Below are 22937 nucleotides of genomic sequence, written 5' to 3' on the forward strand. Positions count from 1 at the left end.
ACAAAAAACTGTCCTAGATGTTAACGCTATAAAGAATTACAGAAATATCGAAGCACAATATCAAAAACTAATATCAACGCAATTATAAACTAGAGCCTAAAAATGATGTACTTCTGTTTTTAAGAGATAACTAAAGAGTATACTTTAATTGAAAACTCAATAAATTAAATCATTAAAAAAACACAAACATGACGATTAAAAAAACAATAATTATAGCTAGTTTTGCACTAGCAATTCTGGGAGCTTGTGCTGAAAAGAAAGAAGATAAAACAGATTCAACTAAATCAGAAACTACTCAAGAAACAGCATCCGATATTAAAAAAACTACAGAAATTGATGAAGCCGAAAAAAGAAGATTAGATAGTATCCAACAAGTAAAAGAACACGGGCACGCTCATTAATATATAGTAAAACAATGTTTAAAAACTCTACCAGATTTTTTATTTTTCTATTCCTTATACTCATTTCAATAACTGCAAATGCGCATGGGGTAGATGATAAAACGCAATCTTTCTTATTAGGCAATAAAGGAATCGCTTTTGGCTCCTTTCTATATATCGGTGCAAAACATATGATCACAGGATACGATCATTTACTTTTTCTGGTAGGGGTTATTTTCTTTTTGTATCGAACCAAAGAGATCATACTATATGTAAGCTTTTTCACAATAGGTCATAGTATCACACTACTACTTGGTGTAATGGCAGATATTAATATAAATGCCTTTTTAATAGATGCTATTATCGCATTATCAATTGTATATAAAGGGTTTGATAATTTGGGAGGGTTTAAGCAATTTTTTGGTAAACAACCAAATACCCAAATAGCTGTACTCATTTTTGGGTTATTTCACGGTTTTGGATTGGCTACCAAATTACAAGAATTTAAATTTGATAAAGAAGGACTTTTTATAAACCTAATCGGTTTTAATATAGGAGTAGAAATAGGGCAATTTTTAGCATTAGGGCTTGTTCTCTTGCTCTTAGGTATTTGGAGAAGACATAATAGCTATATTAAATTCTCTAACCTTACTAATATACTTCTCATGGCTGCAGGCTTTCTATTATTTGGATTTCAAATAACAGGATATTTTTTGACATACTACTAAATTATGACTACAAGCACTACCAACACAATGGATAAAAAGCAACTTATAAAATCAGTTTTTATAGCATTTTTTATTGGCCTTATTGTACTTATCACTGCAGTATTACCAGCAGAATACAATATAGACCCACTAGGTACAGGAAAACTTTTTGGTTTTAGTAAGTTGTATGTAAATGATACTGGAGAAATAGAACAAATCAACACACAGTCTGTTTCTCTATTAAATTTTAAAAAACTAAAATTAGAAAAACTAGGGTCTCCTGCAAATGTTCCTAAACCAATAGAAGCAGACAATCCTGCGCCATCAGAGCAATTCACAGAGAAAAACGATACTATACAAGTAACAGTTCCTGCAGGAAAAGGTATAGAATACAAGTTTAAAGCATTAAAATACGGAAATGTAAAGTATGAATGGAGCACTACAAATGATGCTATCGTTTATATTGACTTTCATGGAGAGGTACTACAAGAAAACCCTCCAGAAAATGTGTTTTATGAAAGCTATACGCTAGCATATTCTAACAATATGGCAGGAACATTTACTGCTCCTTTTGAAGGAAAACACGGTTGGTATTTTAGAAACCACAACAAAGAAGATGTTACTATAATCATAAGACTAAAAGGGCAATACAAATTATTTGATAAGTAAATACTCTTTTAACTTCTACGGGGTACTATAAACAAAAACCACTTACTCTACCCCCTTTGCTATATAGGTTATTGATAATTACCTTGGGGCAAGAAGTATTCGTTTGAAACAAATCTTTAATTTCGAAGTAAGCTTCTGAGTATAAATGATATAAAAATCTCACTTGATAAGTTCATTGTAATGCAACACATAAAATGCTCATAATAAATAGTATTTCAAACACTAAGCCCCTTTTTTTAAAAGAAAGCAATAGATAAAATAAATTTTTAGCAATTATTTAATAAATAATATCAATAGCTTTTATACTTTTGTTATATCATTTCTAATTTGAGTTTGTTTAGGTGTAAGTAACATCAAATTAGAAATAGTATTATATACTATCTACTATGCAAAAAACACTAACTCTAATATTTTACTTAATTTTTTGTCAAGTTTTTGGCCAACGAGATAGTAAAGTTAGTTTAGGTGATTTTAACAAAGATAAGGTCGTTGATACACTAAAATCCTTCTATGAAGGAGGAAGCAGTTTTGGAGGAAGATATGTTCAGCTCATAAATGGAAAAACAAACGAAATGCATGAGCTCACAAATGACGGATGTTTTTGTGAAATCAAAAAAACTATACTGATCCCCTCTGAGCTTAATAAAACTAAAAATCAACTTTTTCTCGAAACAATTAAAGAACAACTGCTTCCTGAAAAAAGGGATACTCCAGACGCTTCGTTAGATTGGATAATTAGAAGTTCATATTCTAATAATAAACTGGATAACAATCCATTCTTTGACTTTGTTATTGACCCTCAAACTAACTGGGTGAATAATAAATTTGAATACCCCTATAATTATTACATCGAAATTGAAGGTGACACTTTGACCCAACTGCATAACACTGCTTATGAATCCTCTCAAGGGTTTTCTAAAGAAGATAATAAGGGGTTTCTAGTTTATTATGCCCACAACCATTATAGAAATAAGACAGGAGATAGTCTACAAGTTTCTGATAGTAATTCTCTTTATAAAACATTTCATACATCTCATGGAGTAGTTGTAAAAAAAGAAGATTTTTATAAATGGGTATTCATTAGTGATTTTTCTCTAACAGGAGCTCCTGAAAAATTGAGATGGGAATCGATAAAATCAGTAAAGCTTTTTGATGACTATCTAATAGTTCGACAAGACTTACCCCCTACTAACACCTATAGATTATTTGTAATAAATATTGAAACTGGTATTTGTGGCAGATTAAAATATGATTTCTCAAGCTCCAACAACACTATTGATGATGACAAGAAAACTTCTTTAATTCAAGGAAAATCAATTATTTTAGATATTGAAGAAAAACAATTAAAATATAAGTTAAAAGATATTTTTAAAGAACTTGATGCACAGCATCTAACAAAAAAATAAACACCATTTAAAAAAACGTTTATTTAAAAACGCTATCCAAAATACAAACTATGACCATAACGCAACTGAAATATGTTTTAGCTGTAGCAGAACATAAAAATTTTACCAAAGCAGCAGAAAAAACTTTTGTAACACAACCTACATTAAGTATGCAAATTCAAAAACTAGAAGAAGAATTAGATATTCTTATTTTTGATCGTAGCAAAAAACCTATTGAGTTAACAGAAGTAGGTAATAAACTTGTTCTGCAAGCACGAAATATTGTAAACGAAAGTGAACGTATACAAGATATTGTTGATCAACAAAAAGGATTTATTGGCGGTGAATTTAAACTTGGAGTAATTCCTACAGTAATGCCTACAATCCTACCTATGTTTTTAAACAACTTTATAAAAAAATATCCTAAAGTAAAATTAAAAATAGAAGAGCTGAATACAGAAGCTATAATTGAACGTCTCTTGGATGGACATTTGGATGCCGCAATTGCTGCAACTCCATTAGAAGATGAAAATATAAAAGAACGTGTATTATACTACGAGCCATTTGTAGGATATATCCCCAGCTCACACAGATTACATCAAAATAAAAAAATTAATACCTCTGATCTCGATATTGATGATATGCTACTTTTAGAAGATGGACATTGTTTTAGGGACGGTATTATCAATTTATGTAAAACCAAAAGAAGCTATGATGAAGATCATTTTCAACTAGCTAGTGGTAGTTTTGAAACACTTGTAAAATTAGCAAATGAAGGCCTTGGAATGACACTCCTACCGTATTTACATACATTGGATATAAAAAATACAGAAAAAGGAAATCTTCATTATTTTAATGAACCCTCACCTGCAAGAGAAGTTAGCTTAATCTTTAACAAAAGTGAGCTCAAAATGCAGATTATTGATGCATTACACGCTACTATAGCAGGAGTCGTAAAAGGAGCCATTACTTTTCAAAATGTGCAAATTATAAGCCCTATATCAAAAGTAAAAAGCGACTAAAAAGTCGCTTTTTTTATTATGATTTTAAATAGATTAGACAAGATTGTAATTCTGGTTGTTTTACTGTTAATGATTGAATCCAGATTTTTAATTCTTCAATCTCGTGCGGAAGTAGTCTGTTTAGTGCTTTTAAAACTTCCTTTGTAAATAGATTAACATCAAAACTCACTTTTTTAAGCACAGTTTTTGTGTAATCAAACATTGCTCTAGCCATAAATTAATAGGGGTTTAAATGTTAGGTTTAAACAAATAGCTGTAGGAATAATCTTATAATTTTTAAAGTTGTTCTAGCTAATATATGTAAATAAAACTAAAAAAAATGTCTTTTAGCGCTTATTTAACATTGTTAAAAACTATTATCGCCATCCAAAATATCTCCTAAACCACCTAAAATACGACCTTCTCCTTTACTTTTACCTCCTCCTCTGGGAGCCAAAGCCAATACTCTATTTGCAAGTCTACTAAAAGGTAATGATTGTATATAAACAACCCCTGGCCCAGTCAATGTGGCAAAAAATAATCCTTCACCACCAAAAATAGTATTCTTAATACCTCCTATGAATTCTATATCATACTGAACACCTTTAGAAAAACCGATAATACAACCCGTATCTACCTTTAATTTTTCTCCAGACTGTAGTTCTTTTCTACAAGTAGTTCCTCCTGCATGCACAAAAGCCATACCATCACCCTCTAGTTTTTGCATAATAAACCCTTCACCTCCAAACAAACCTCTACCCAACTTACGAGAAAACTCTATTCCTACAGAAACTCCTTTGGCAGCGCACAAGAATGCATCTTTCTGACAAATAAATTTCCCTCCATATTCTGTTAAATCTATAGGTATAATCTTACCTGGGTATGGCGAAGCAAAACTTACTTTCTTTTTGCCTCCTACTTGATTATAAAAAGCTGTCATAAACAAACTCTCTCCCGTTAACAATCGTTTACCTGCTCCAAAAATCTTCCCCATAATACCTGTGTCCTTTGAAGAACCATCCCCAAATATGGTATCCATCTTTATACCATCATCCATCATCATAAAACTTCCCGCCTCTGCAATTACTCCTTCCTGTGGATCTAGCTCTATCTCTACATATTGCATTTCTTCCCCTATAATCTCATAATCGATTTCGTGTGCTGTCATATTTTATAATACTCCTTTTTATTGATTAATAAATCATTTCTTTATTGGTAAATGTTTTTTATAAAATGTTACACTTCTATTTAGTAAATGATAAAAACTCTTTAGTTTTCTTAATCTAAAAAAGGGGGCGGGAGTATTACATAGAACAAGTATAACACTGCTACACCATCAATTCGATTTTACTTTGATTGTCCACTCAAAATTAAAAACAGATACTTCTATCCCCTCTTTATTGGTTCCAACAGATTTCATCCATACTGTTTGTCCCTCTCCAGTTTCAATTGCTTTTTCTATAGCATCTTTTACCAAATACCCATCCGTACAAACAAAAGAAATTCTACCTGTAGCTTTCTTTGTAAATGTTGCATTATTAGTAGCTACAAGCATTGAAATTTTTTTCCCACTATTACGTATATACCCCGTGACCAATGCACCAGTTGTAAGCTCTGCAGCCATTCCTTGAACAGCCCAAAACATAGAGTTAAATGGATTCTGATTTATCCACCTATGTTTTACACTAACACTACAAGTCGTTTCATCAATTTTTTTTACACGTACACCGCATAACCATGCAGAAGGTAATTTTACTAATAAGAATGTATTAAGTTTTCTGGGAGTAATATTCATGAATTCATTTTTTTTTTAAGAATTACAATATAAGCAAAAGAAATAGTTAGCAAAAGTTATTCAATTTCTTAAATTTTTGTTAAATTTAGGTACTATGTTTTGCATAATACCTTTTTTTAACCATATATTTGCATAAGCAACTATTATATACTTTATAAAATGTCAATCAAAAATCACAAAAATATTGCAACCTTTATGCACCTTGGTACATTCTCCAAGTATTTTTTCCCTTTTGGAAATTATATTGTACCAATACTATTATGGGTTACCAATAAAGAAAAATCAAGTTTTATAGATACTCACGGTAAAGAAGCTATTAACTTTCAGTTAAGTATCTTATTATACACTGTAATACTAGGTATATTTTCATTTCCTTTTTTTATTTTCAATGTATTTGGAGATGCAACAATTTCTAACTTATTTCACTTTAATGATATATCCATTAATTTTTCTGAAGCAGGAGGATTTAGAACACTCATTGGCGCTTCTTTTATAGGAATAATAGCATTAATTGGTTTTTTTCTTGAAATAATTTTTACAATTAGCGCAGCATTAAAAGCAAATAAAGGAGAAGATTATAAATACCCATTATCAATTCGGTTTATAAAATAGTGAACCTTTCTAAAAAAGAATAGAGAAATAGTATATGATCTAGCCTAATCAACTAGTTCAACATCTAAATTTAATACGGGTGTACTATTATACTTTGATCTACTTTTTTTTAATAATCATCAATCAAAAAATGAACAGTTTAACAATTAAAAATTAGTTTTATGAAGATCGAAAACACAAAAGCGCAAATGCGCAAAGGTGTTCTGGAATATTGCATACTTTCTATACTTAAGGACGATGATGCGTACGTAGCTGAAATTTTAGAAACCCTTAAAGATGCAAAGATGCTTGTGGTAGAAGGCACTATATACCCCTTATTAACTAGACTTAAAAATGCAGGGTTATTGAGTTATCGATGGGAAGAATCTACATCTGGACCGCCGCGTAAGTACTATGGCCTTACAGAAACAGGAAAATTGTTTCTAAAAGAATTAAACACCACCTGGAATGAATTACAGCACGCTGTAAATCTGGTAACCAAACAAAAAAAGAAGTAACATGAACAAGACAGTCAATATAAATTTAGCAGGCATATTTTTTCATATAGATGAAAACGCTTATCTAAAGCTGCAACATTATCTCGGTGCTATAAAACGCTCATTTACCGATTCTCAAGGTAGAGATGAGATCGTATCAGATATTGAAGCTAGAATAGCAGAATTGTTTAGTGAAAAAATTAAAGACGAACGACAGGTTATCGGAAACAAAGAGGTAGAAGAGGTTATTGCTGTAATGGGACAACCAGAAGACTATCAATTAGACGATGAAATCTTTGAGGATGAACCAAAAGAACCTCTTCAGAAAACAAAAATATCTAAACAATTATTCAGAGATACTACAAACTCTTATGTTGGTGGTGTAAGCTCAGGATTAGGTCACTATCTTGGAATTGATCCCATATGGATTCGATTAGCATGGATCTTGTTTACCGTATTTTCTAGTGGTGCATTTATACTTATCTATATTGCTTTTTGGATTTTTGCTCCAGAAGCTAAAACCACAGCAGATTTTTTGGCAATGAAAGGAGAAGCTGTCAATATAAGTAACATAGAAAAAAAGATAAAAGAAGGCTTTGATGGTGTTGCAGACACTGTAAAAAATGTAGACTACCAAAAATATAGTAGTAAAGTAAAAAATAGCTCAACTACTTTTTTTGAAGCATTAGGAGATGTAATATTAGTATTACTTAAAGTATTTGTAAAACTGGTTGGAGTACTTTTTACTATAATTGCTGGATTTACATTAATCGGTTTATTCATTGGTCTATTTACCATAGGTACATTTGGATTCATGGATACCCCTTGGGTAGAATATTTTGAAGTAGGTAGTCACCCTGATGTTCCTCTATGGTTGATCTCTCTTTTATCATTCTTTGCTGTAGGAATCCCATTTTTCTTTCTACTTATTGTTGGATTAAAAATGCTGATAAAAAACTTAAAATCGGTAGGAACCCCTATAAAAATAGGTTTGTTAGGAGTTTGGATATTGTCACTAATCGGGTTAGGTATTCTTGGGATCAGACAAGCTACTCTAGAAGCTTATGATGCTGAAGTTATTTCTGAACAAAAAATGATTCCTTTTACTAGTAACGATACACTTACTATAAAAATGGAAGGAAACAACAGATATGCAAAACATTTAAGCCGTAGAAATAATTACAATATAAAAAGAGATCCTCAAGGCAATAAAGTAATAGTTATTAAGGATATCGAATTATACTTAAAAGCTGCAAAAAAAGATTCAACAGTAGGGATCATCATAGAAAAAAGAGCAGAAGGAAGATCCTATGAAGAAGCCTCAAAAAGAGCAGAAAATCTTAAGTATGGATATATAGTAAATGGGAATACTCTTTTATTAGACGGATATGCTATTACAGAGTATGCCAATAAATTTAGAGATCAAGAAGTAAAAGTAACACTTACATTACCAGAAGGGATTACATTATTTGCAGATGATAATACATCAGCATACAATAATTCTTGGAAATATGATGACTATATTACTCTAGATGGTAATGAAGAAAAATATATACAACTTATTGATGGAAAGCTTGAATGTGATGCCTGTCCTGAAATTGAAGATGATTGGGAATACAATGATTCAGACGATAATGACGATGACGACGAAGATGAAATAAAAATAAATATCAATTCTGATGATGAGGATTTTAAATTAAAAATCAATGAAAATGGAGTAGAGCTAAACAACGAACCTGTAAAAGTAAAAATCGACGAGAACGGAATAGAAATCAAAACCGATAATTAATCAAACCTGCACATCACAGGGTAATCAAAAAAACGAACAGTTAAATAATTAAAAAACTAATACCTATGACCACACTAGCCAAAATTATCACAACCCTTTTCTTATCAATAGCATGTTGTTCTTGTAATGTCTCTTTTAATGGGGTCAAAGGCAAAGGAGATGTTATAAAAAAAGAAAGAACAATCAATAAAAAGTTTGATGCTGTTAAAGCAAGTAGAGGTTTAGATGTTATCTTAGTAAATAATTCTGATAAAAAAGTTATTGTAGAAGCAAATAAAAATCTGCATGATATTATAGAAGTATATGTAAAAGACAATACATTATATGTAACCTCTGATAAAAATATCTTCTCTGCCGATGAAAAAAATGTGTATGTTTCTTATGCAAAAATCAATAAAATATATGCCAATAGCGGAGCAAGTATATCTTCTGATAAAGCTGTAGTACAAAAAGACCTTGATCTCAGTGCAACCAGTGGAGCAGATATTAATCTACGGGTAAAAGCTGAAACCATAACTACCTCTGTAACCAGTGGTGCTTTTATGGATCTTTCAGGAAAAGTAAATAACCATAACTCTAGTGCTACTAGTGGAGCAAATATTCGCGCAGAGGAATTACTAAGTCTTGTATCAGAAGCAAAAGCGACCAGTGGTGCTTCTATCAGAATTTATGCAAAAAACGATTTTACAGGAAAGGCAACTAGCGGAGGAAATGTAGTCTATTATGGTAACCCAGAAAAAGTATCAGAAGTAGATAACTCTGGAGGGAATGTAAGAAGGAATTAAAGACTAATCAATCTAATCAACCAAAAACTGCCTGATCAAAATGATAAGCTATCATTATTCAGGCAGTTATCTTTATATACTTTATCGAGTCAAAGTATTAATTTTATCAGCTACAGTTCCTTTTTCTCCAAGTCTTACAATCATCAAAATCATCTTTGCAATACTTCCTGGATTGGTTATAATATCAGCATTCTTAGCTACTTTTACATCTCTATTTTCTATAAGAATATCAATTTTATCTTGCGATGTACTAGCAACTTCTTTTGCAAATCGCCAAGCTCCATCTCTAGCTAACTCCATGCTAAAATCAATTAAAAAATCATCAACTTTACGGGTAAATTTCAATATCTTTTTCAAAGTCGGCCAAATTCGCGACAAATCATCTTCTACATCTGTAACCAATGATGATAATATCTCATTGATTTTATCAAAATCTCCTTTTAGTTCTTCGATAGTATCGCCTTTAGAAACTTGAGCTGCGGCAATTCCCAGATCAAGACTAATATGAGCATTGATCCCAATTAATAAATGCTGTAAAACAATTGGCCAATACTCCTTTGATAAATCAAATGCTTTTTTCCAAGACAAGGTAATCTCCTTATTATTCTTATACCCATAATAAGCATCCAAATACCTACTTGCAAAAACAACATCAAGCCTTTCCATTCTTGGGCCATCATCAAAAAAATCATTTTCTATCCCCATTTTAACCTCAACAGTTACCTTTTTATACAATGCTGCAAAATAACCTAATGGATCGTTATTTGTTTTTGATTCTGTTATAATATCTTCCAGTGTATAAATAACATCATCTATGGTATGAATAGATTTCAAAATTATGGATTGGTTTTAGGTTTTAAAAAAATACGGTATTCATCTCTCTTACAAATGGTTCCTTTATAATCGGCATCCATTCTATTAACTTTAAATGTAATTCTTATTTATAATATAAGTCTATTTATATTTGTAGACAAGTTCTGAAGTGATTTAAACCTTTTTATTCAACTTTGATGAGAATCAAAAAAATTAAACCACTTCTCTATATACAACCACTATACTTAAACATAAAAATTTCAGTTTATACTATTATAATTTTTACATAAATATGAGAACATTGGTATTATTACTATGTGTAGTATTCGCATTAGGAAACGCATATGGGCAAAAGGCAAAAATTAAAGGTAATAAAATTGTAAGCACAGAATTATTAGATGTCGAAAGCTTTCATAGCATAGAAATCTATGAGGGTTTTGAAGTTACTCTTGATGAAAGCAGTGATAATCAAGTTAGAATTGAAGCAGATAGTAACCTACAAGAAGTTATAAAAGTAGAAGTAATCGATAGCATCTTAACTATTACAGCAGAAAAAGATATTAGACGTGCAAAAGCATTACTTCTTGATATTTTCTATACTACAGAATTAAAAAAAATCACCTTACATGACAAAGCATCGATAAAATCACTATCGCCTATTCAAACCAAAAAATTAGAGATAGAAGTAAATGATCACGCCGAGTTATTTCTAACTACAGAAGTTTCACAAATAAAATGTACTACCAACAAAAAAGCTATTGCTGAACTACATGTGTCAGCCCAACAAGTGAATTATCAAATTAATGAAAACTCTGAGTTAAAAGGTATCATTAATACCGACAGTCTTACTGTTGATCTCTACCAAAAAGGAAATGCAATACTTGAAGGAGAAGTAAAATCTTTATTGGTAAGAGCAGATAATGATACTGATTTTTATGGTGAGAAATTAAATGCAAATAGCACCACTTTAATTGCAGAAGGGGCTAGTGATTGCTATATTTTAACCAATGAAACCATACAGATTACAGCCAAAGACAAGACAGAAATATACCTTCTTGGTGAGCCAAAAATTACCATAGATACTTTTGCCAATGAAGCTATATTATATAAGAAAAATGCTGACTATGTTCCTAACAAGTTTAAAAATAAATTCCTTTAGAATATAGTAGATATAACCATATAAAAACTCACAATCTATAGAAGTTTTGTGAGATATGTTTAATCTAACTTTATTACAAAAAAGCTATCAAAAATGAGTTCATTTTTGATAGCTTTTTTTATTTCTAGATTATATCGGTTATATCGACTTAAGCAGAAACTTCTTCATTCGTTTCTATTGTAGCCAAATATCGTTCAGCATCCAACGCAGCCATACATCCTGTACCTGCAGCTGTAACCGCTTGTCTATATTCTTTATCTTGAACATCTCCAGAAGCAAACACACCTGGTATATTTGTTTTAGTAGACTTTCCTTCTGTTATCAGATAACCAGTATCGTCCATATCCAATTGCCCTTTAAAAATATCTGTATTTGGCTTATGGCCAATTGCTATAAACAAACCTGTAATCTCTATTTCTTCTTTATTACCTGTTTGATTATTTACCATTCGTAATCCTTCTACCACTTGCTCCCCAAGAACCTCATCAACCTCAGTATTATACATCACCTTTATATTAGATGTATTCGTTACTCGATGTTGCATCGCCTTAGAAGCTCTCATATGATCTTTACGCACCAACATAGTAACATTCTTACATATATTCGCTAGATACGTAGCCTCTTCTGCAGCAGTATCCCCTGCTCCAACAATTGCTACATCTTGTCCTTTATAGAAAAAACCATCACAAACAGCACATGCCGAAACACCACCACCTCTTAACTTTTGCTCACTAGGCAAACCAAGATATTTTGCAGTAGCCCCTGTAGAAATAATAACAGTTTCTGCTTCAATTTCTGTTGTATTATCTACAGTAACTTTATGAATTCCTCCAGCCGTTTTATTAAAATCAACAGCTGTTACCATCCCAATACGTACTTCTGTACCAAAACGTTCTGCTTGTTGTTGCAATTGTACCATCATTGTAGGTCCATCTATCCCTTCTGGATATCCAGGAAAATTATCTACCTCTGTTGTAGTAGTCAATTGCCCTCCTGGTTCCATACCAGTATACATAACAGGTTTAAGATCTGCTCTCGATGCATATATTGCCGCAGTATATCCTGCTGGTCCTGAACCTATAATAAGGCACTTGATTCTTTCTATTGTATTAGACATATCCGTTTCGTTTTTTATAATGTAAAAGTAGCAATTTGCACACAAACCTTACAGTAAAGTTATTAAGAATTATTATAAGCCTATAAAGCATAATTATCAGAATTAAACAAAAGAAAGTATCAGTATTGCTACAATACTATTACATTTACACCAGATTAAGGATAAGAACAAAATGATAATTTTTGACACTTTAGACATTTTGGGTACAGCCGCTTTTGCAATATCAGGAGCATTAAGTGCTATGAACAGAAAGTTTGACCTTTTTGGGATTTTTATAATTGCCTTTGTTACCTCGATTGGAGGAGGTACAATTAGAGATATACTAATAGGCAATACTCCTGTATCATGGATGCAAAATACCACAAACATGTATCTCATAGGAGGAATTACAATACTTGCAATTGTTTTTAGAAATAAAATCGATTATCTCAAAAAATCTCTTTTTTTATTTGACACCATCGGATTAGGTATATTTACTATTATTGGTGTAGAAGCAGGCATCAAAACTAATCTTGCTCCTATAATATCGGTAGCACTTGGAGCAACAACAGGTTGTTTTGGAGGAGTTGTAAGAGATATTTTATGTAATGAAATTCCAGTAATATTCAGAAAAGAGATTTATGCAACCGCATCTATAACTGGAGGGATTTGTTATATGATTTTATATCACCTCCATCTAGATCAAGATATAATCTATATCTCTACTGCAACACTTATTATAATCATTCGACTACTCGTTGTAAAATACAAAATATCATTACCGCTATTCACTACCAAGAATCAAGATATAGTTGATTAAGTCAATTATTTTATAAAAACCTTAATAGTCCTACCTTGTATTAATCCTTATATTTCGTTTGTCGTTTTGTTTAAACACACTCCTAACCGTGATATTTATTAAGTGAATGAAAAAAATTACTACACTCCTTTTTATTGTAATTACATATTGTGCTACAGGCCAATCCGCTACCAGAATCTCTCCAGTTTTTCCAGAGGTTCTCTCGCAATTCCCTTCAGTTAGAGATTATACAACCTCTCCTACACATGATGAAATCTACTTTACAGTTCAAGGGTACGCTGGTGAACTATCTACCATTATAAAAATCACAAAAAAAGATGCGAGTTGGTCAACACCAGAAATTGCACCTTTCTCTGGTCAATTTGACGATCTAGAAGCTATGTTTTCTCCCGATGGGCTTAAATTATATTTTGTATCCAACAGACCTTTAGAAAATACAGGTGTAAAAGCAAAAGACTATGATATTTGGTATATTAAAAGATCTGATATTACTGCCAAATGGTCTGCTCCTATCAATATAGGAAACCCAATCAATACAAAAGGAGATGAGTTTTATCCTTCTGTAGCCACAAACGGAAATTTATACTTTACCAGTACAGCTACTGCTTCAAAAGGAAAAGATGATATTTTTGTAAGCACATGGCAAAATAATACATATACAAATCCTGTTTCTCTAAGTGAAGCTATTAATTCTGAAGGGTATGAATACAATTCATATATTGCTCCAGATGAATCATTCTTGATTTTTGGAAGATGGCATAGGCAGTGGTGATTTATATATCTCTTATCATTCTACAGAAGGAACTTGGTCTAAGTCCAAAAACCTCTCTGCAAAAATAAACTCAGATAAGATGGATTATTGCCCATTTTATGACTCAAAAACACAAATACTCTACTTTACCAGCAAAAGAAATGAGATTATTACCAAAAGGAGTAAATCACTTGAGCTAAAACATCTTTTAAAAATGATGCACTCATATCAAAATGGATTAAGTAGAATCTACAAAACTCATATAAAACTTTAATAATCAGTATTTTTTATTTTTAACATTACCTTTCTTACTTTCTAGAGCAAAAGAAGAATTCAATTTTGTATTTTTGCACGAAATTTAAACCGTATTGATGAGAATTCTATTCTCCATACTATTATTTATTTCTTTTGCTATACGACCCGCTATAGAAATCAGTACTGTTCTCTATTACCAGCTTAACATTAATACTATTGTAGAGAAATATTGTGTCAACAAAGAGCGCCCACGCCTTAATTGTAATGGTAAGTGTTACCTGATGAGTCAACTAAATACAAAAACGCAGTCACCATCAGAAAGCACAGATTCTACATTAATAACAGAAGCTTTTTTACCTTTATTTTTTCAAGAAACTACAGTAAAAATTGAAAACACAAATTCTCTAATTACAGAATCTGTTCAAAACTGGAAATTACAATGTTTCCATATAAAAAATGTTTCAAAAGACATTGATCACCCTCCTCAATATCACATCTCATAATTATTCTATTGTTTTTTTGACTTGCTTATTATAGTTTATTCAAAAGTCTGCGTATTGTAAAAAATCAATCTTCTTAATTATAAAAAGAATATGATTTTTTTTTACATGTATACTACCATACACTATTTTATAAAGCAGCAACCAAAACCATGAACTTGGTTACAGTTTATACTAGTTATATTTTGAATTTACTGTAAAAGAAAATCAGCTATTCTTTGCATAGGCAAAAAAGAGAATTTTATTGCAGTAAATTCAAAGTGTAAATGGTATTACTACTAGAATAAAAATGAGAACTCTAAATGCATAATAAAATACAGTTCACTTTTATATGCAATGATTGTAATAGCAGTTATTATCGAAAAATTCAAACCAGAAATGATATAATATATATCAATGCTAGTTTGGTTTTAAAAAAGATATATAGTAAAAACTGTTTTACCATTATTACAAAGTATCTACAGAATATAGGTAAAGGTTACAAAAAAACCTTAACTACTGATTTACAGGATACAATATAAAAAACAAAAATAGGTTTAAAAAGTAAAAGCACATCTATTCATCTATAATAGACACGCTTATAGATTACACAAAATGAAAAACATATTAATTTTTGCTATTGTCCTTTGTTTGGGAACATATAGCTACGCACAACAATCCTACAAAGGAAAAATAGTTGACACCTCTAATAACCCATTACCTGGAGCAACTATTATCGAATCAAACAATACAGAGAACGGGGTCATGAGTGATACCGATGGACTCTTTACCATCTCTCTTCAAAACTCGACAGAAATAACCATTAGTTTTTTGGGATATATTACCAAAAAAATACGTTTAACCAGTGATTTCAATACCATTAGGCTTACATCTGACAACGTATTATTAGAAGAAGTTCTAGTAACTTCGGCTAATAGAGAAATCCAAAAACGTTCTGAAGTATCAGGATCTATTTCATCGATAAACAAACAAGCAATTGCAGAAACCAAAGCTTTTGGTATTGATCAATTGGTAAATCAAGTTCCTGGAGTTTTTATGCCAACCTCTAGAGCAGCTAGCAATGAGCAACATTTTATGGCAGTACGTTCTCCTATTTCTACAAAAGCATTATTCTTATTTCTAGAAGATGGATTACAAATCAGACCTACCTCTGTATTCAACCACAATGCATTATTAGAAATGAACAATGTATCTTTTGGTCGTATAGAAGTTCTAAAAGGTCCTGCCTCTAGTATTTATGGTAGTGAAGCTATAGGAGGAAGCTTTAATTTTATTACAAAAAATCCTACAGAAAATTTAAGTGGTAGTCTTGCTTTTCAAACAAACGACTTAGGATTAACTCGATACGAGCTTGAAGTTTCTGATCAAACAAGTGAAAAATTTGGGTTCTATCTTGGTAGTCATTTTGTAAAAAGAAAAGAAGGACCTATTGGACATAGTGATTATGAAAAATTAGCCGTTACCTTCAAAACTGTATATGATATCAATACCTCAACAAAGTGGACGACTGTTTTTGATATAATTGATTTTCGCTCTGATATGTCTGGTTCTTTGAGTGAAAGAAATTATAATGAGGGAAATTATGAAAGTGATCAAACCTTTACAGAAAGAGAAGCAATCTCCTTTAGAGCAAGAACTACACTCGATAAATTCTGGAATGATAATAATAAAACCTCATTCAACTTTTTGGTAAGAAATAACCGAATGGATCAGATTCCATCATATAGAATTAGACAATTCAGAAATCAAGGTCAGTTAACAGGGCTTGGATCAGGAGAAGTAAACTCAAATCGGTTTACTAGTTTTGTAGGATTAATTCAACATAAGCTTGATTTTAATTTTGCAAATTCTTCACTAATTGTAGGAGCAACAGCAGATTATTCTCCTCAAGACTATGTATCAGAGACAACAAGAGTTATTGTTGACCCTGAAACAAGAAAAAACCTTGACTACACTATTAATTCGGGAGACTTTATTCTTAATTATGAGGCTGACATCCTCAATTATGCAAGTTTTTTCCAGTATGAAATTTCACCAATAGACGCCTTAAAAATAACCGCAGCACTACGTTATGATGGGTTTGAATATGATTATGATAATCAAATAGAGGATTCAGGAGCAGAAGATGCTGTAGATAATTTTAATAACCTGACTCCAAAATTGGGAATCAATTATAATTTTAATTCTAGAACAGGAGTATACACAAATTATTCACAAGGATTTACGCCTCCTCAGGTTTCTACTTTATATCGTAATCGAAATGAATTACGAGGCATTACCCCTAGCCGTTATCATAATTATGAAATCGGAGGATATTTTAGTATTCCTTCTAAGTTAAAATTTGATTTAGCAGTATATCTTCTAGATGGGCAAAATACATTAGTAACAATGAGGGATGAAAACGATAACTTTTTTAGTACTAATGCAGGTAAAACAAGGTCATATGGTGTTGAATATGGTATTACCTGGAAACCAATAAAAGAATTATCCCTTACTCATAATGGTAGTTATGCACAACACCGATATGTCGACTTTTTTGACCGAGGAATAGACTACTCTGACACCGATAGAAAAACAGCTCCAAACCTTATGGGTACTTCTTTAATAACATATCAAAAGAATTTTGAAAACACTTTTGGGTTTAGTATAACTGCAGAGCAAGAATTAATAGGTAAATACAACACCAGTTTTGAAAATCAAATCGATAATGAAAACGGTACTTTTAGTACAGAAACTTATAGTGGTCATTCTATTTTTAACCTAAGAGCATCTGTACAATACAAAGGCTTTGAGGTATGGGGTCATGCACTTAATATTTTTGATGAATTGTATGCTACCAGAGCCTCTTTCAACCGGTTTAGAGGAGAAAATAGTTATACCATCGGTAACCCTAGAGCTTTTCACCTAGGAGTACGATATAATTTCTAGTAACCAGCCCCTATAGGACTATTTTGGCCTGATACAATATGCCTGTGGGGGCTATTTTTACTTAAAAAAATGAAAAAAAACAAAAAACTAAATCAATGGCTTTGGAAATGGCATTTTATAGCTGGATTGATATCACTTCCGTTTATAGCTGTATTATCTATAACTGGAGCTGTATATTTATTTAAAACTGATTATGAAGCTCCTAGACAACGTCATATAAAGGAGGTTACTGTACAAGAAAACTCTATATCTCTTCAACAGCAGTGGGAAATTGCAAACAAGAATGCTAGCAAAAAACCCAATGCTATGATCTTATCTACCGCTACAAATCAGGCAACAGAATTTGTATCAGGCCGATTTAGTGGGAAACGTAGTTTATACATAAATCCATATTCAGGTAAAATCTCGGGAGAGATCATTAGTAACCAAACAGACATGTACCTGATTAGAAAATTACATGGAGAACTACTGACTGGTAAATTTGGAACCAAAATCATAGAACTTATTGCAAGTTGGATGGTGGTTTTGATCATTACAGGTCTATACGTATGGTGGCCTGTGCGAGATTGGAAGATAAAAGGGTATTTTATACCACGAATAAATCAAGGTAGAAGAATATTTTTTAGAGATATTCATGCAATAACAGGATTTTGGACTTCTGGTTTATTAATCCTTATTCTAGCAGGGGGGTTTCCTTGGACTGATGTGTTTGGTAAAAACTTCAAGGAAGTTCAAAAAATAACTAATACTGGATATCCTTCTAGCTGGAATGCTCACCATATACAATCTCAAACAACAGGAAAAATGGTGACTCTTGATCAAATTGCTGATCAAGCAATATTACTTGATCTACCAGGTACAATAACCATTCAATTCCCTAAAGGCCCCAAAGGAGTCTATAGTATCTCTAATAGTAACCCTGCTGATTTGAATACCCAAAAAAAGATTCATTTTGATCAATACTCTGGTAAACAAATTTTAGCAAACCAATGGGATGATGTAGGTATATTAATGCGAGGACGTATGTGGGTGATGGCTTTTCATCAAGGAGAGTTTGGTCTATGGAATTGGTGGTTGATGCTTTTTACAGCCATAGCCTTAACTGTTATGAGTATATCTGCACTCATATCATATATTCAAAGAAAACGAAAAGGATTATGGGGAATTCCTAAAGTACCTTCAACTTTTAAGATAGGATATGGTATCATTTGTATTATAGGAATTCTTGCAATTCTATTCCCTTTATTTGGTATCAGTCTTCTTTTTATAGTAAGTATAGAATATTTAAGAAATAAAAAAAACGTACACCTTGATTGACATGATACTATACATATTGATTTTAGCCATCTTATTTAGTTTATTCCATATTATTATACAACTGCGTATAATGAATAGAATAGGACAACAATACAAAGAAGCTAAACTTCCTCAAAAAAAGGAAAAATAATATCTTTGGTTCGTTTTTTTCTACAGAAATAGAATGATCCATTTTATTATTCAAAACAATTACAAACAAAAAATATTAATAACATTTAAAAAAAATCATAATTATGAAATTATCTTTCTTATACTCAGCCTTATTAGCACTACTTGTATGTATATCATGCAACCAGTTATCAAAAGAAGAACAAGAGTTTGATGTACTCATGCAAAAAGTAATTGATGTACATGACGAAGTAATGCCTAAAATGGGAGAAATGAGTAGTTTGATTAAAGATTTAGAATCAAAAATAGATACTACTGCCCAAGGACAATCCTATGCCAATGCTCAAAAAGATGTAAAAGATGCGTATGACTTTATGATGACATGGATGAGTGATTTTAGTGATCAATTTCCTCATGAGGAAGAAAACGCTAAAACAGACCCAGAAAAACTTTCTTCTCAAATGAAACTACTTAAAGAAGAGGAAGTAAAAGTTACTAAACTAAAGGCACAAATTAATTCAAGTATCGAAAACGCAAAACAATTATTGCAAAAGTCGTAACATCTGGTTACTATGTTATTTATAAAAATGTTTTACTTTAGCAATTGCAACAAATCATATTAAAAATCAATGAAAAAAATAATTTTACTTGTTTGTGTATTGTTTATGTCAACTTTATCTATTCATGCACAGAAAAAAAAGGATCTTCTAGAAGAAATAGATAAATTACGAAAAGAGCTAAATACTACTAAATCATCATTAAATGATTCTCGTAAAAAAGAGAAAGCTACTTTGACAGAAGTAAAAACTATGGAGGCTCAAGTGAAAGACCTTAAGGAGACAAATGCTTCTCTTTTAAATAACATGAGCAGTTTTACACAGTTGTCAAATCAAAAGGCCAAAAATTTAGAAACCTCTCTCAAGAGTCTTCAAGAAAAAGACAAGCAAATAAAAGTCGTAAATGATGCTATTGGAAAAAGTGATTCTACCAAACTAGCAACATTAACTGTTTTTAAAAATGCCCTCGGTGGTGAAGCTAATATTGCCTTAAAAAATGGAGCAGTATTAATCACATTAGCCAATACCTCATTATTTGGTAATGACGATAGTGCTGTGATAGATGCTAAGGCAAAAAGTGTTTTAGGAAAAATTGCTGCGGCTTTAAACTCAAAACCTGATCTTAAAATCAAAGTAGAAGGAAATAGCAATGCTATAAGTTTTAAAGACAAAAGTATTAAAGACAATTGGGATCTTAGCACAAAACAGGCCTCTGCTGTGGTAAGAGCGCTTCAAATTGACCACAAAGTAGATCCTAAAAGAATGGAAGTTCTCGGAAAAAGTGAATATGGTTCGCAAAGTATAGAAACTGCTACCAGAATTATTATTGATCCAAAATTTGATAAATTCTATGGTCTTATAAAAGAAAGTATGAAAAATGGATCCAAAGAATAAAAAATCATATCTATAGTATAAAAAAGTCTGATCAAATTGATCAGGCTTTTTTTTATACTAATAATAGCTACATTCTTTTGCCAAAGAAATCAAGTTATAAAAAATTATAATCATTGCTAACGAGAAGGCACAATACTCAATTTTAAGAACCTACAAAAAATCATAATGTGATTGGTTTCTTTATCACTACATTTCATCTCAAAACATCGATTCTCTAAACAGTATCTAAAACTACAATTCACATCTCTTTGTAAGCAAAACAGCACATAAAATAATTAAGTAATACCAGTTATACTTTGAATTTACTGTAAAAAGAAAAAATTATATACTGATTATCAGTTATTTAAAATTAAAAAGCACAAATAAAAGACAAGAAATAGTATGAATATTACCTAAAAAAATCAAAAAAAATTGTGCTTTTAGTTGGATATTATGTGTTTTGATTCTCTTGTAACTGTGGAAAACAAATTAACAAATATTGACTTCTTTATCAAAATTAGTATGTGTTTCTTGCTTTTTTCCAAATATATAACACCTATGATTTAACCAACTCTACCCCTTCTATAACCCAATTCTCACCATAGATACTATAATCACTAGATGTTCTCAATTGATTACACACATCTTCTTTTGCCCATTCTTTTAGATCATCTATAGACAGATCAGGATCAATATTATCATCATAGGTCACTGTATAGGTTTTTTTATACCATTCTGGGCCTTCTCCTTTGCGTATAGAAACATCAATTATAAAACAGTACATATGTGTAGATAGAATATGAGAGCAAAAGTAGAAATAAATCCCTGTTTTTATTTCTTAAGATAATAAAGTAATAAAACAACTGAAAGTTGCATAAAAAAATGTGGTAAAACTGTATGCTACTTAGGATCAATTTTATATATATTTGTCTAAAGAAAATTACCCCCATTACTTTAAACTTAAACACATTTTAAGGTATAGCTTAAATAGATATTTATTATTAATTAACAGAGGTTAAACTTTACTAGGGAGGTAATAATGAACTTAACAAAGAAATGTTATTGGAAGAAGGTAAGTAATAGAGTAAAAATTCTATTCATTTTAATATGTGCAATATTCGCTTTTACAGCGCCTTTTATTCATGTTTTTTACCCTAAGAAGAACCCTGAATTAATCAAAAGAAAGGCTATCTTGACTGCTGAATTAGAGGCTAATTCTATTACAAAAATGCAATATGACATATGTTATAAAGAAGCCAAAAATAGTTATAAAGTTTTTGGTTTTACTAACATTAGAAAATTCTGGTATGCAGCTGGTAGAAGCATTTGCATGTTCTTTTTCTCATTCATCTTGATGTATGTTACTTTTTTTATTAATGAAAAAGAAGTCAAAAGAATAGCTACAGTTTGTGCTTTCCTATTTATGGGGATTTCTACTTATTTTATTATTTGGAGTTTCTGGTGGAGGCAGGATTTTCCCAAATTAGCATATTTTATAGCAATAGGTGTAGTATCCTTATTATCAACAATAATGTCATATTTTATACTTGGTCATTCAAATAAAATATTAATATACCTGTCTAATATTCATAAACTAACTGATTTCTTAATTAGTGATGTTCGAGAAAAATACGTAGATAAAAAGAAGAATAAAGACTATACTATTGATGTAGTCGATGTACTAGATTCTCTAGATAAATGAAAAAAAAGGAAGCTTTACATATTGTTGAAAGTAAAAAAATATTTCTTAGTTCTGATTCTAAGCAACAATTGTTAGAGCAGATAAATCAGGAAATTATTGAAGAATTAAAAAAAGAAGGAATAGAAAAAGAAAAGAATCATAATGTAGTAACCATAAATGTGAAAAATCAAGTAAAAAATAGAGAGAATCTCGACAATTACTTCTTCAAAAATGAAACTAATGAAACTAGATTTAAGCAGTTACCAATTGAAAAATCAAAACAAATTTTAATTATTTTACTAAGGTTTGAACAAAATCAAGAATATTTGAAACCTAATATTACAATTTCTAATCTTGCATCTAAATTAAACACTAACAGTAAATACTTATCAAAAACAATCAATATAATACTCCCCATTTTTAAGACAGCTACTTAAATTGTAAATTTAACGCTGTACATATGAAAAAATCGAGAAGAAA

At 31.0% G+C, this 22937-nt stretch carries 26 protein-coding genes; 20 read left to right on the forward strand and 6 right to left on the reverse strand.

The window, feature by feature from the left end; translation table 11 throughout:
- The first annotated feature begins 188 nt into the window (after positions 1-188).
- The 5 genes from CVD18_RS15920 (at position 189) to CVD18_RS15940 (ending at position 4163) form a co-directional block, all read left to right on the forward strand.
- A complete protein-coding gene (locus tag CVD18_RS15920; protein WP_103866425.1) occupies positions 189-401 on the forward strand; it encodes a hypothetical protein in 213 nt (70 codons plus the stop codon).
- Positions 402-415: 14 nt separating this feature from the next.
- Positions 416-1108, forward strand: a complete 693-nt coding sequence (locus tag CVD18_RS15925) for a HupE/UreJ family protein (RefSeq protein ID WP_103866426.1) — start codon at positions 416-418, stop codon at positions 1106-1108.
- 3 nt (positions 1109-1111) lie between these two features.
- Positions 1112-1756, forward strand: coding sequence for a hypothetical protein (locus CVD18_RS15930; RefSeq protein ID WP_103866427.1), 645 nt, complete (start codon positions 1112-1114; stop codon positions 1754-1756).
- A 386-nt stretch (positions 1757-2142) separates the two neighbouring features.
- Positions 2143-3162 carry a hypothetical protein gene (locus tag CVD18_RS15935; RefSeq protein ID WP_103866428.1) on the forward strand — a complete coding sequence of 340 codons (1020 nt, stop codon included), beginning with the start codon at positions 2143-2145 and terminating at the stop codon, positions 3160-3162.
- Between the two features lie 50 nt (positions 3163-3212).
- Entirely contained in the window at positions 3213-4163 is a 951-nt protein-coding gene (locus CVD18_RS15940) for a LysR family transcriptional regulator (RefSeq protein WP_103866429.1), read from the forward strand.
- A 16-nt stretch (positions 4164-4179) separates the two neighbouring features.
- On the opposite strand, the gene CVD18_RS15945 is transcribed toward CVD18_RS15940, so the two are convergent.
- From CVD18_RS15945 to CVD18_RS15955, 3 genes are all read right to left on the reverse strand, one after another.
- Positions 4180-4377 carry a hypothetical protein gene (locus tag CVD18_RS15945; RefSeq protein ID WP_025664664.1) on the reverse strand — a complete coding sequence of 66 codons (198 nt, stop codon included), beginning with the start codon at positions 4375-4377 and terminating at the stop codon, positions 4180-4182.
- Between the two features lie 132 nt (positions 4378-4509).
- Entirely contained in the window at positions 4510-5310 is an 801-nt protein-coding gene (locus tag CVD18_RS15950) for a TIGR00266 family protein (RefSeq protein WP_103866430.1), read from the reverse strand.
- Between the two features lie 168 nt (positions 5311-5478).
- Positions 5479-5937 carry a DUF4442 domain-containing protein gene (locus CVD18_RS15955; protein ID WP_103866431.1) on the reverse strand — a complete coding sequence of 153 codons (459 nt, stop codon included), beginning with the start codon at positions 5935-5937 and terminating at the stop codon, positions 5479-5481.
- A gap of 159 nt (positions 5938-6096) precedes the next feature.
- On the opposite strand from CVD18_RS15955, the gene CVD18_RS15960 reads away from it, so the two are divergent.
- From CVD18_RS15960 to CVD18_RS15975, 4 genes are all read left to right on the forward strand, one after another.
- On the forward strand, positions 6097-6549 hold the full coding sequence (locus CVD18_RS15960; protein ID WP_103866432.1) for a DUF4870 domain-containing protein: 453 nt from the start codon (positions 6097-6099) through the stop codon (positions 6547-6549).
- 161 nt (positions 6550-6710) lie between these two features.
- Complete coding sequence (locus CVD18_RS15965; protein ID WP_103866433.1) at positions 6711-7046, forward strand: PadR family transcriptional regulator; 336 nt, start codon at positions 6711-6713, stop codon at positions 7044-7046.
- Between the two features lies 1 nt (position 7047).
- Entirely contained in the window at positions 7048-8814 is a 1767-nt protein-coding gene (locus CVD18_RS15970; RefSeq protein ID WP_103866434.1) for a PspC domain-containing protein, read from the forward strand.
- A gap of 65 nt (positions 8815-8879) precedes the next feature.
- Positions 8880-9599 (forward strand): head GIN domain-containing protein, encoded by a 720-nt coding sequence (locus CVD18_RS15975; protein ID WP_103866435.1) that lies wholly within the window; start codon positions 8880-8882, stop codon positions 9597-9599.
- Between the two features lie 81 nt (positions 9600-9680).
- Here the strand turns inward: CVD18_RS15975 and CVD18_RS15980 are convergent, their stop codons facing one another.
- Positions 9681-10433, reverse strand: coding sequence for a DUF5995 family protein (locus tag CVD18_RS15980; RefSeq protein WP_103866436.1), 753 nt, complete (start codon positions 10431-10433; stop codon positions 9681-9683).
- A 271-nt stretch (positions 10434-10704) separates the two neighbouring features.
- On the opposite strand from CVD18_RS15980, the gene CVD18_RS15985 reads away from it, so the two are divergent.
- A complete protein-coding gene (locus tag CVD18_RS15985; protein ID WP_103866437.1) occupies positions 10705-11571 on the forward strand; it encodes a GIN domain-containing protein in 867 nt (288 codons plus the stop codon).
- 148 nt (positions 11572-11719) lie between these two features.
- Here CVD18_RS15985 and trxB read toward each other — a convergent pair whose 3' ends face one another.
- The gene (gene trxB, locus CVD18_RS15990; protein ID WP_103866438.1) at positions 11720-12688 is read right to left on the reverse strand and encodes a thioredoxin-disulfide reductase; all 969 of its coding nucleotides are present in this window, start codon (positions 12686-12688) and stop codon (positions 11720-11722) included.
- Between the two features lie 172 nt (positions 12689-12860).
- Here trxB and CVD18_RS15995 point away from each other — a divergent pair, with 172 nt between their 5' ends.
- From CVD18_RS15995 to CVD18_RS16030, 8 genes are all read left to right on the forward strand, one after another.
- On the forward strand, positions 12861-13487 hold the full coding sequence (locus tag CVD18_RS15995) for a trimeric intracellular cation channel family protein (protein ID WP_103866439.1): 627 nt from the start codon (positions 12861-12863) through the stop codon (positions 13485-13487).
- Between the two features lie 106 nt (positions 13488-13593).
- Positions 13594-14259 (forward strand): PD40 domain-containing protein, encoded by a 666-nt coding sequence (locus tag CVD18_RS16000; protein WP_103866440.1) that lies wholly within the window; start codon positions 13594-13596, stop codon positions 14257-14259.
- Entirely contained in the window at positions 14234-14512 is a 279-nt protein-coding gene (locus CVD18_RS16005) for a hypothetical protein (protein WP_103866441.1), read from the forward strand. Before CVD18_RS16000 ends, CVD18_RS16005 begins: the two co-directional genes overlap by 26 nt.
- A gap of 97 nt (positions 14513-14609) precedes the next feature.
- Positions 14610-14996: a hypothetical protein gene (locus CVD18_RS22390; protein ID WP_146052814.1), complete on the forward strand. Its 387-nt coding sequence runs from the start codon at positions 14610-14612 to the stop codon at positions 14994-14996.
- 591 nt (positions 14997-15587) lie between these two features.
- Positions 15588-17921: a TonB-dependent receptor domain-containing protein gene (locus tag CVD18_RS23390; RefSeq protein WP_103866443.1), complete on the forward strand. Its 2334-nt coding sequence runs from the start codon at positions 15588-15590 to the stop codon at positions 17919-17921.
- A gap of 69 nt (positions 17922-17990) precedes the next feature.
- Complete coding sequence (locus CVD18_RS16020) at positions 17991-19238, forward strand: PepSY domain-containing protein (protein ID WP_103866444.1); 1248 nt, start codon at positions 17991-17993, stop codon at positions 19236-19238.
- A gap of 233 nt (positions 19239-19471) precedes the next feature.
- The gene (locus CVD18_RS16025; RefSeq protein ID WP_103866445.1) at positions 19472-19906 is read left to right on the forward strand and encodes a hypothetical protein; all 435 of its coding nucleotides are present in this window, start codon (positions 19472-19474) and stop codon (positions 19904-19906) included.
- 69 nt (positions 19907-19975) lie between these two features.
- Positions 19976-20797, forward strand: coding sequence for an OmpA family protein (locus CVD18_RS16030; RefSeq protein ID WP_103866446.1), 822 nt, complete (start codon positions 19976-19978; stop codon positions 20795-20797).
- A gap of 535 nt (positions 20798-21332) precedes the next feature.
- On the opposite strand, the gene CVD18_RS16035 is transcribed toward CVD18_RS16030, so the two are convergent.
- A complete protein-coding gene (locus tag CVD18_RS16035; RefSeq protein WP_103866447.1) occupies positions 21333-21560 on the reverse strand; it encodes a hypothetical protein in 228 nt (75 codons plus the stop codon).
- A gap of 408 nt (positions 21561-21968) precedes the next feature.
- On the opposite strand from CVD18_RS16035, the gene CVD18_RS16040 reads away from it, so the two are divergent.
- Together CVD18_RS16040 and CVD18_RS16045 are read left to right on the forward strand one after the other, a co-directional pair.
- On the forward strand, positions 21969-22478 hold the full coding sequence (locus tag CVD18_RS16040; protein WP_146052815.1) for a hypothetical protein: 510 nt from the start codon (positions 21969-21971) through the stop codon (positions 22476-22478).
- Positions 22475-22894, forward strand: coding sequence for a hypothetical protein (locus tag CVD18_RS16045; protein ID WP_103866449.1), 420 nt, complete (start codon positions 22475-22477; stop codon positions 22892-22894). The genes CVD18_RS16040 and CVD18_RS16045 overlap by 4 nt, the downstream gene beginning before the upstream one ends.
- The last annotated feature ends 43 nt before the right edge of the window (positions 22895-22937 follow it).

Source organism: Aquimarina sp. I32.4 (assembly GCF_002924285.1).
GTDB lineage: Bacteria > Bacteroidota > Bacteroidia > Flavobacteriales > Flavobacteriaceae > Aquimarina.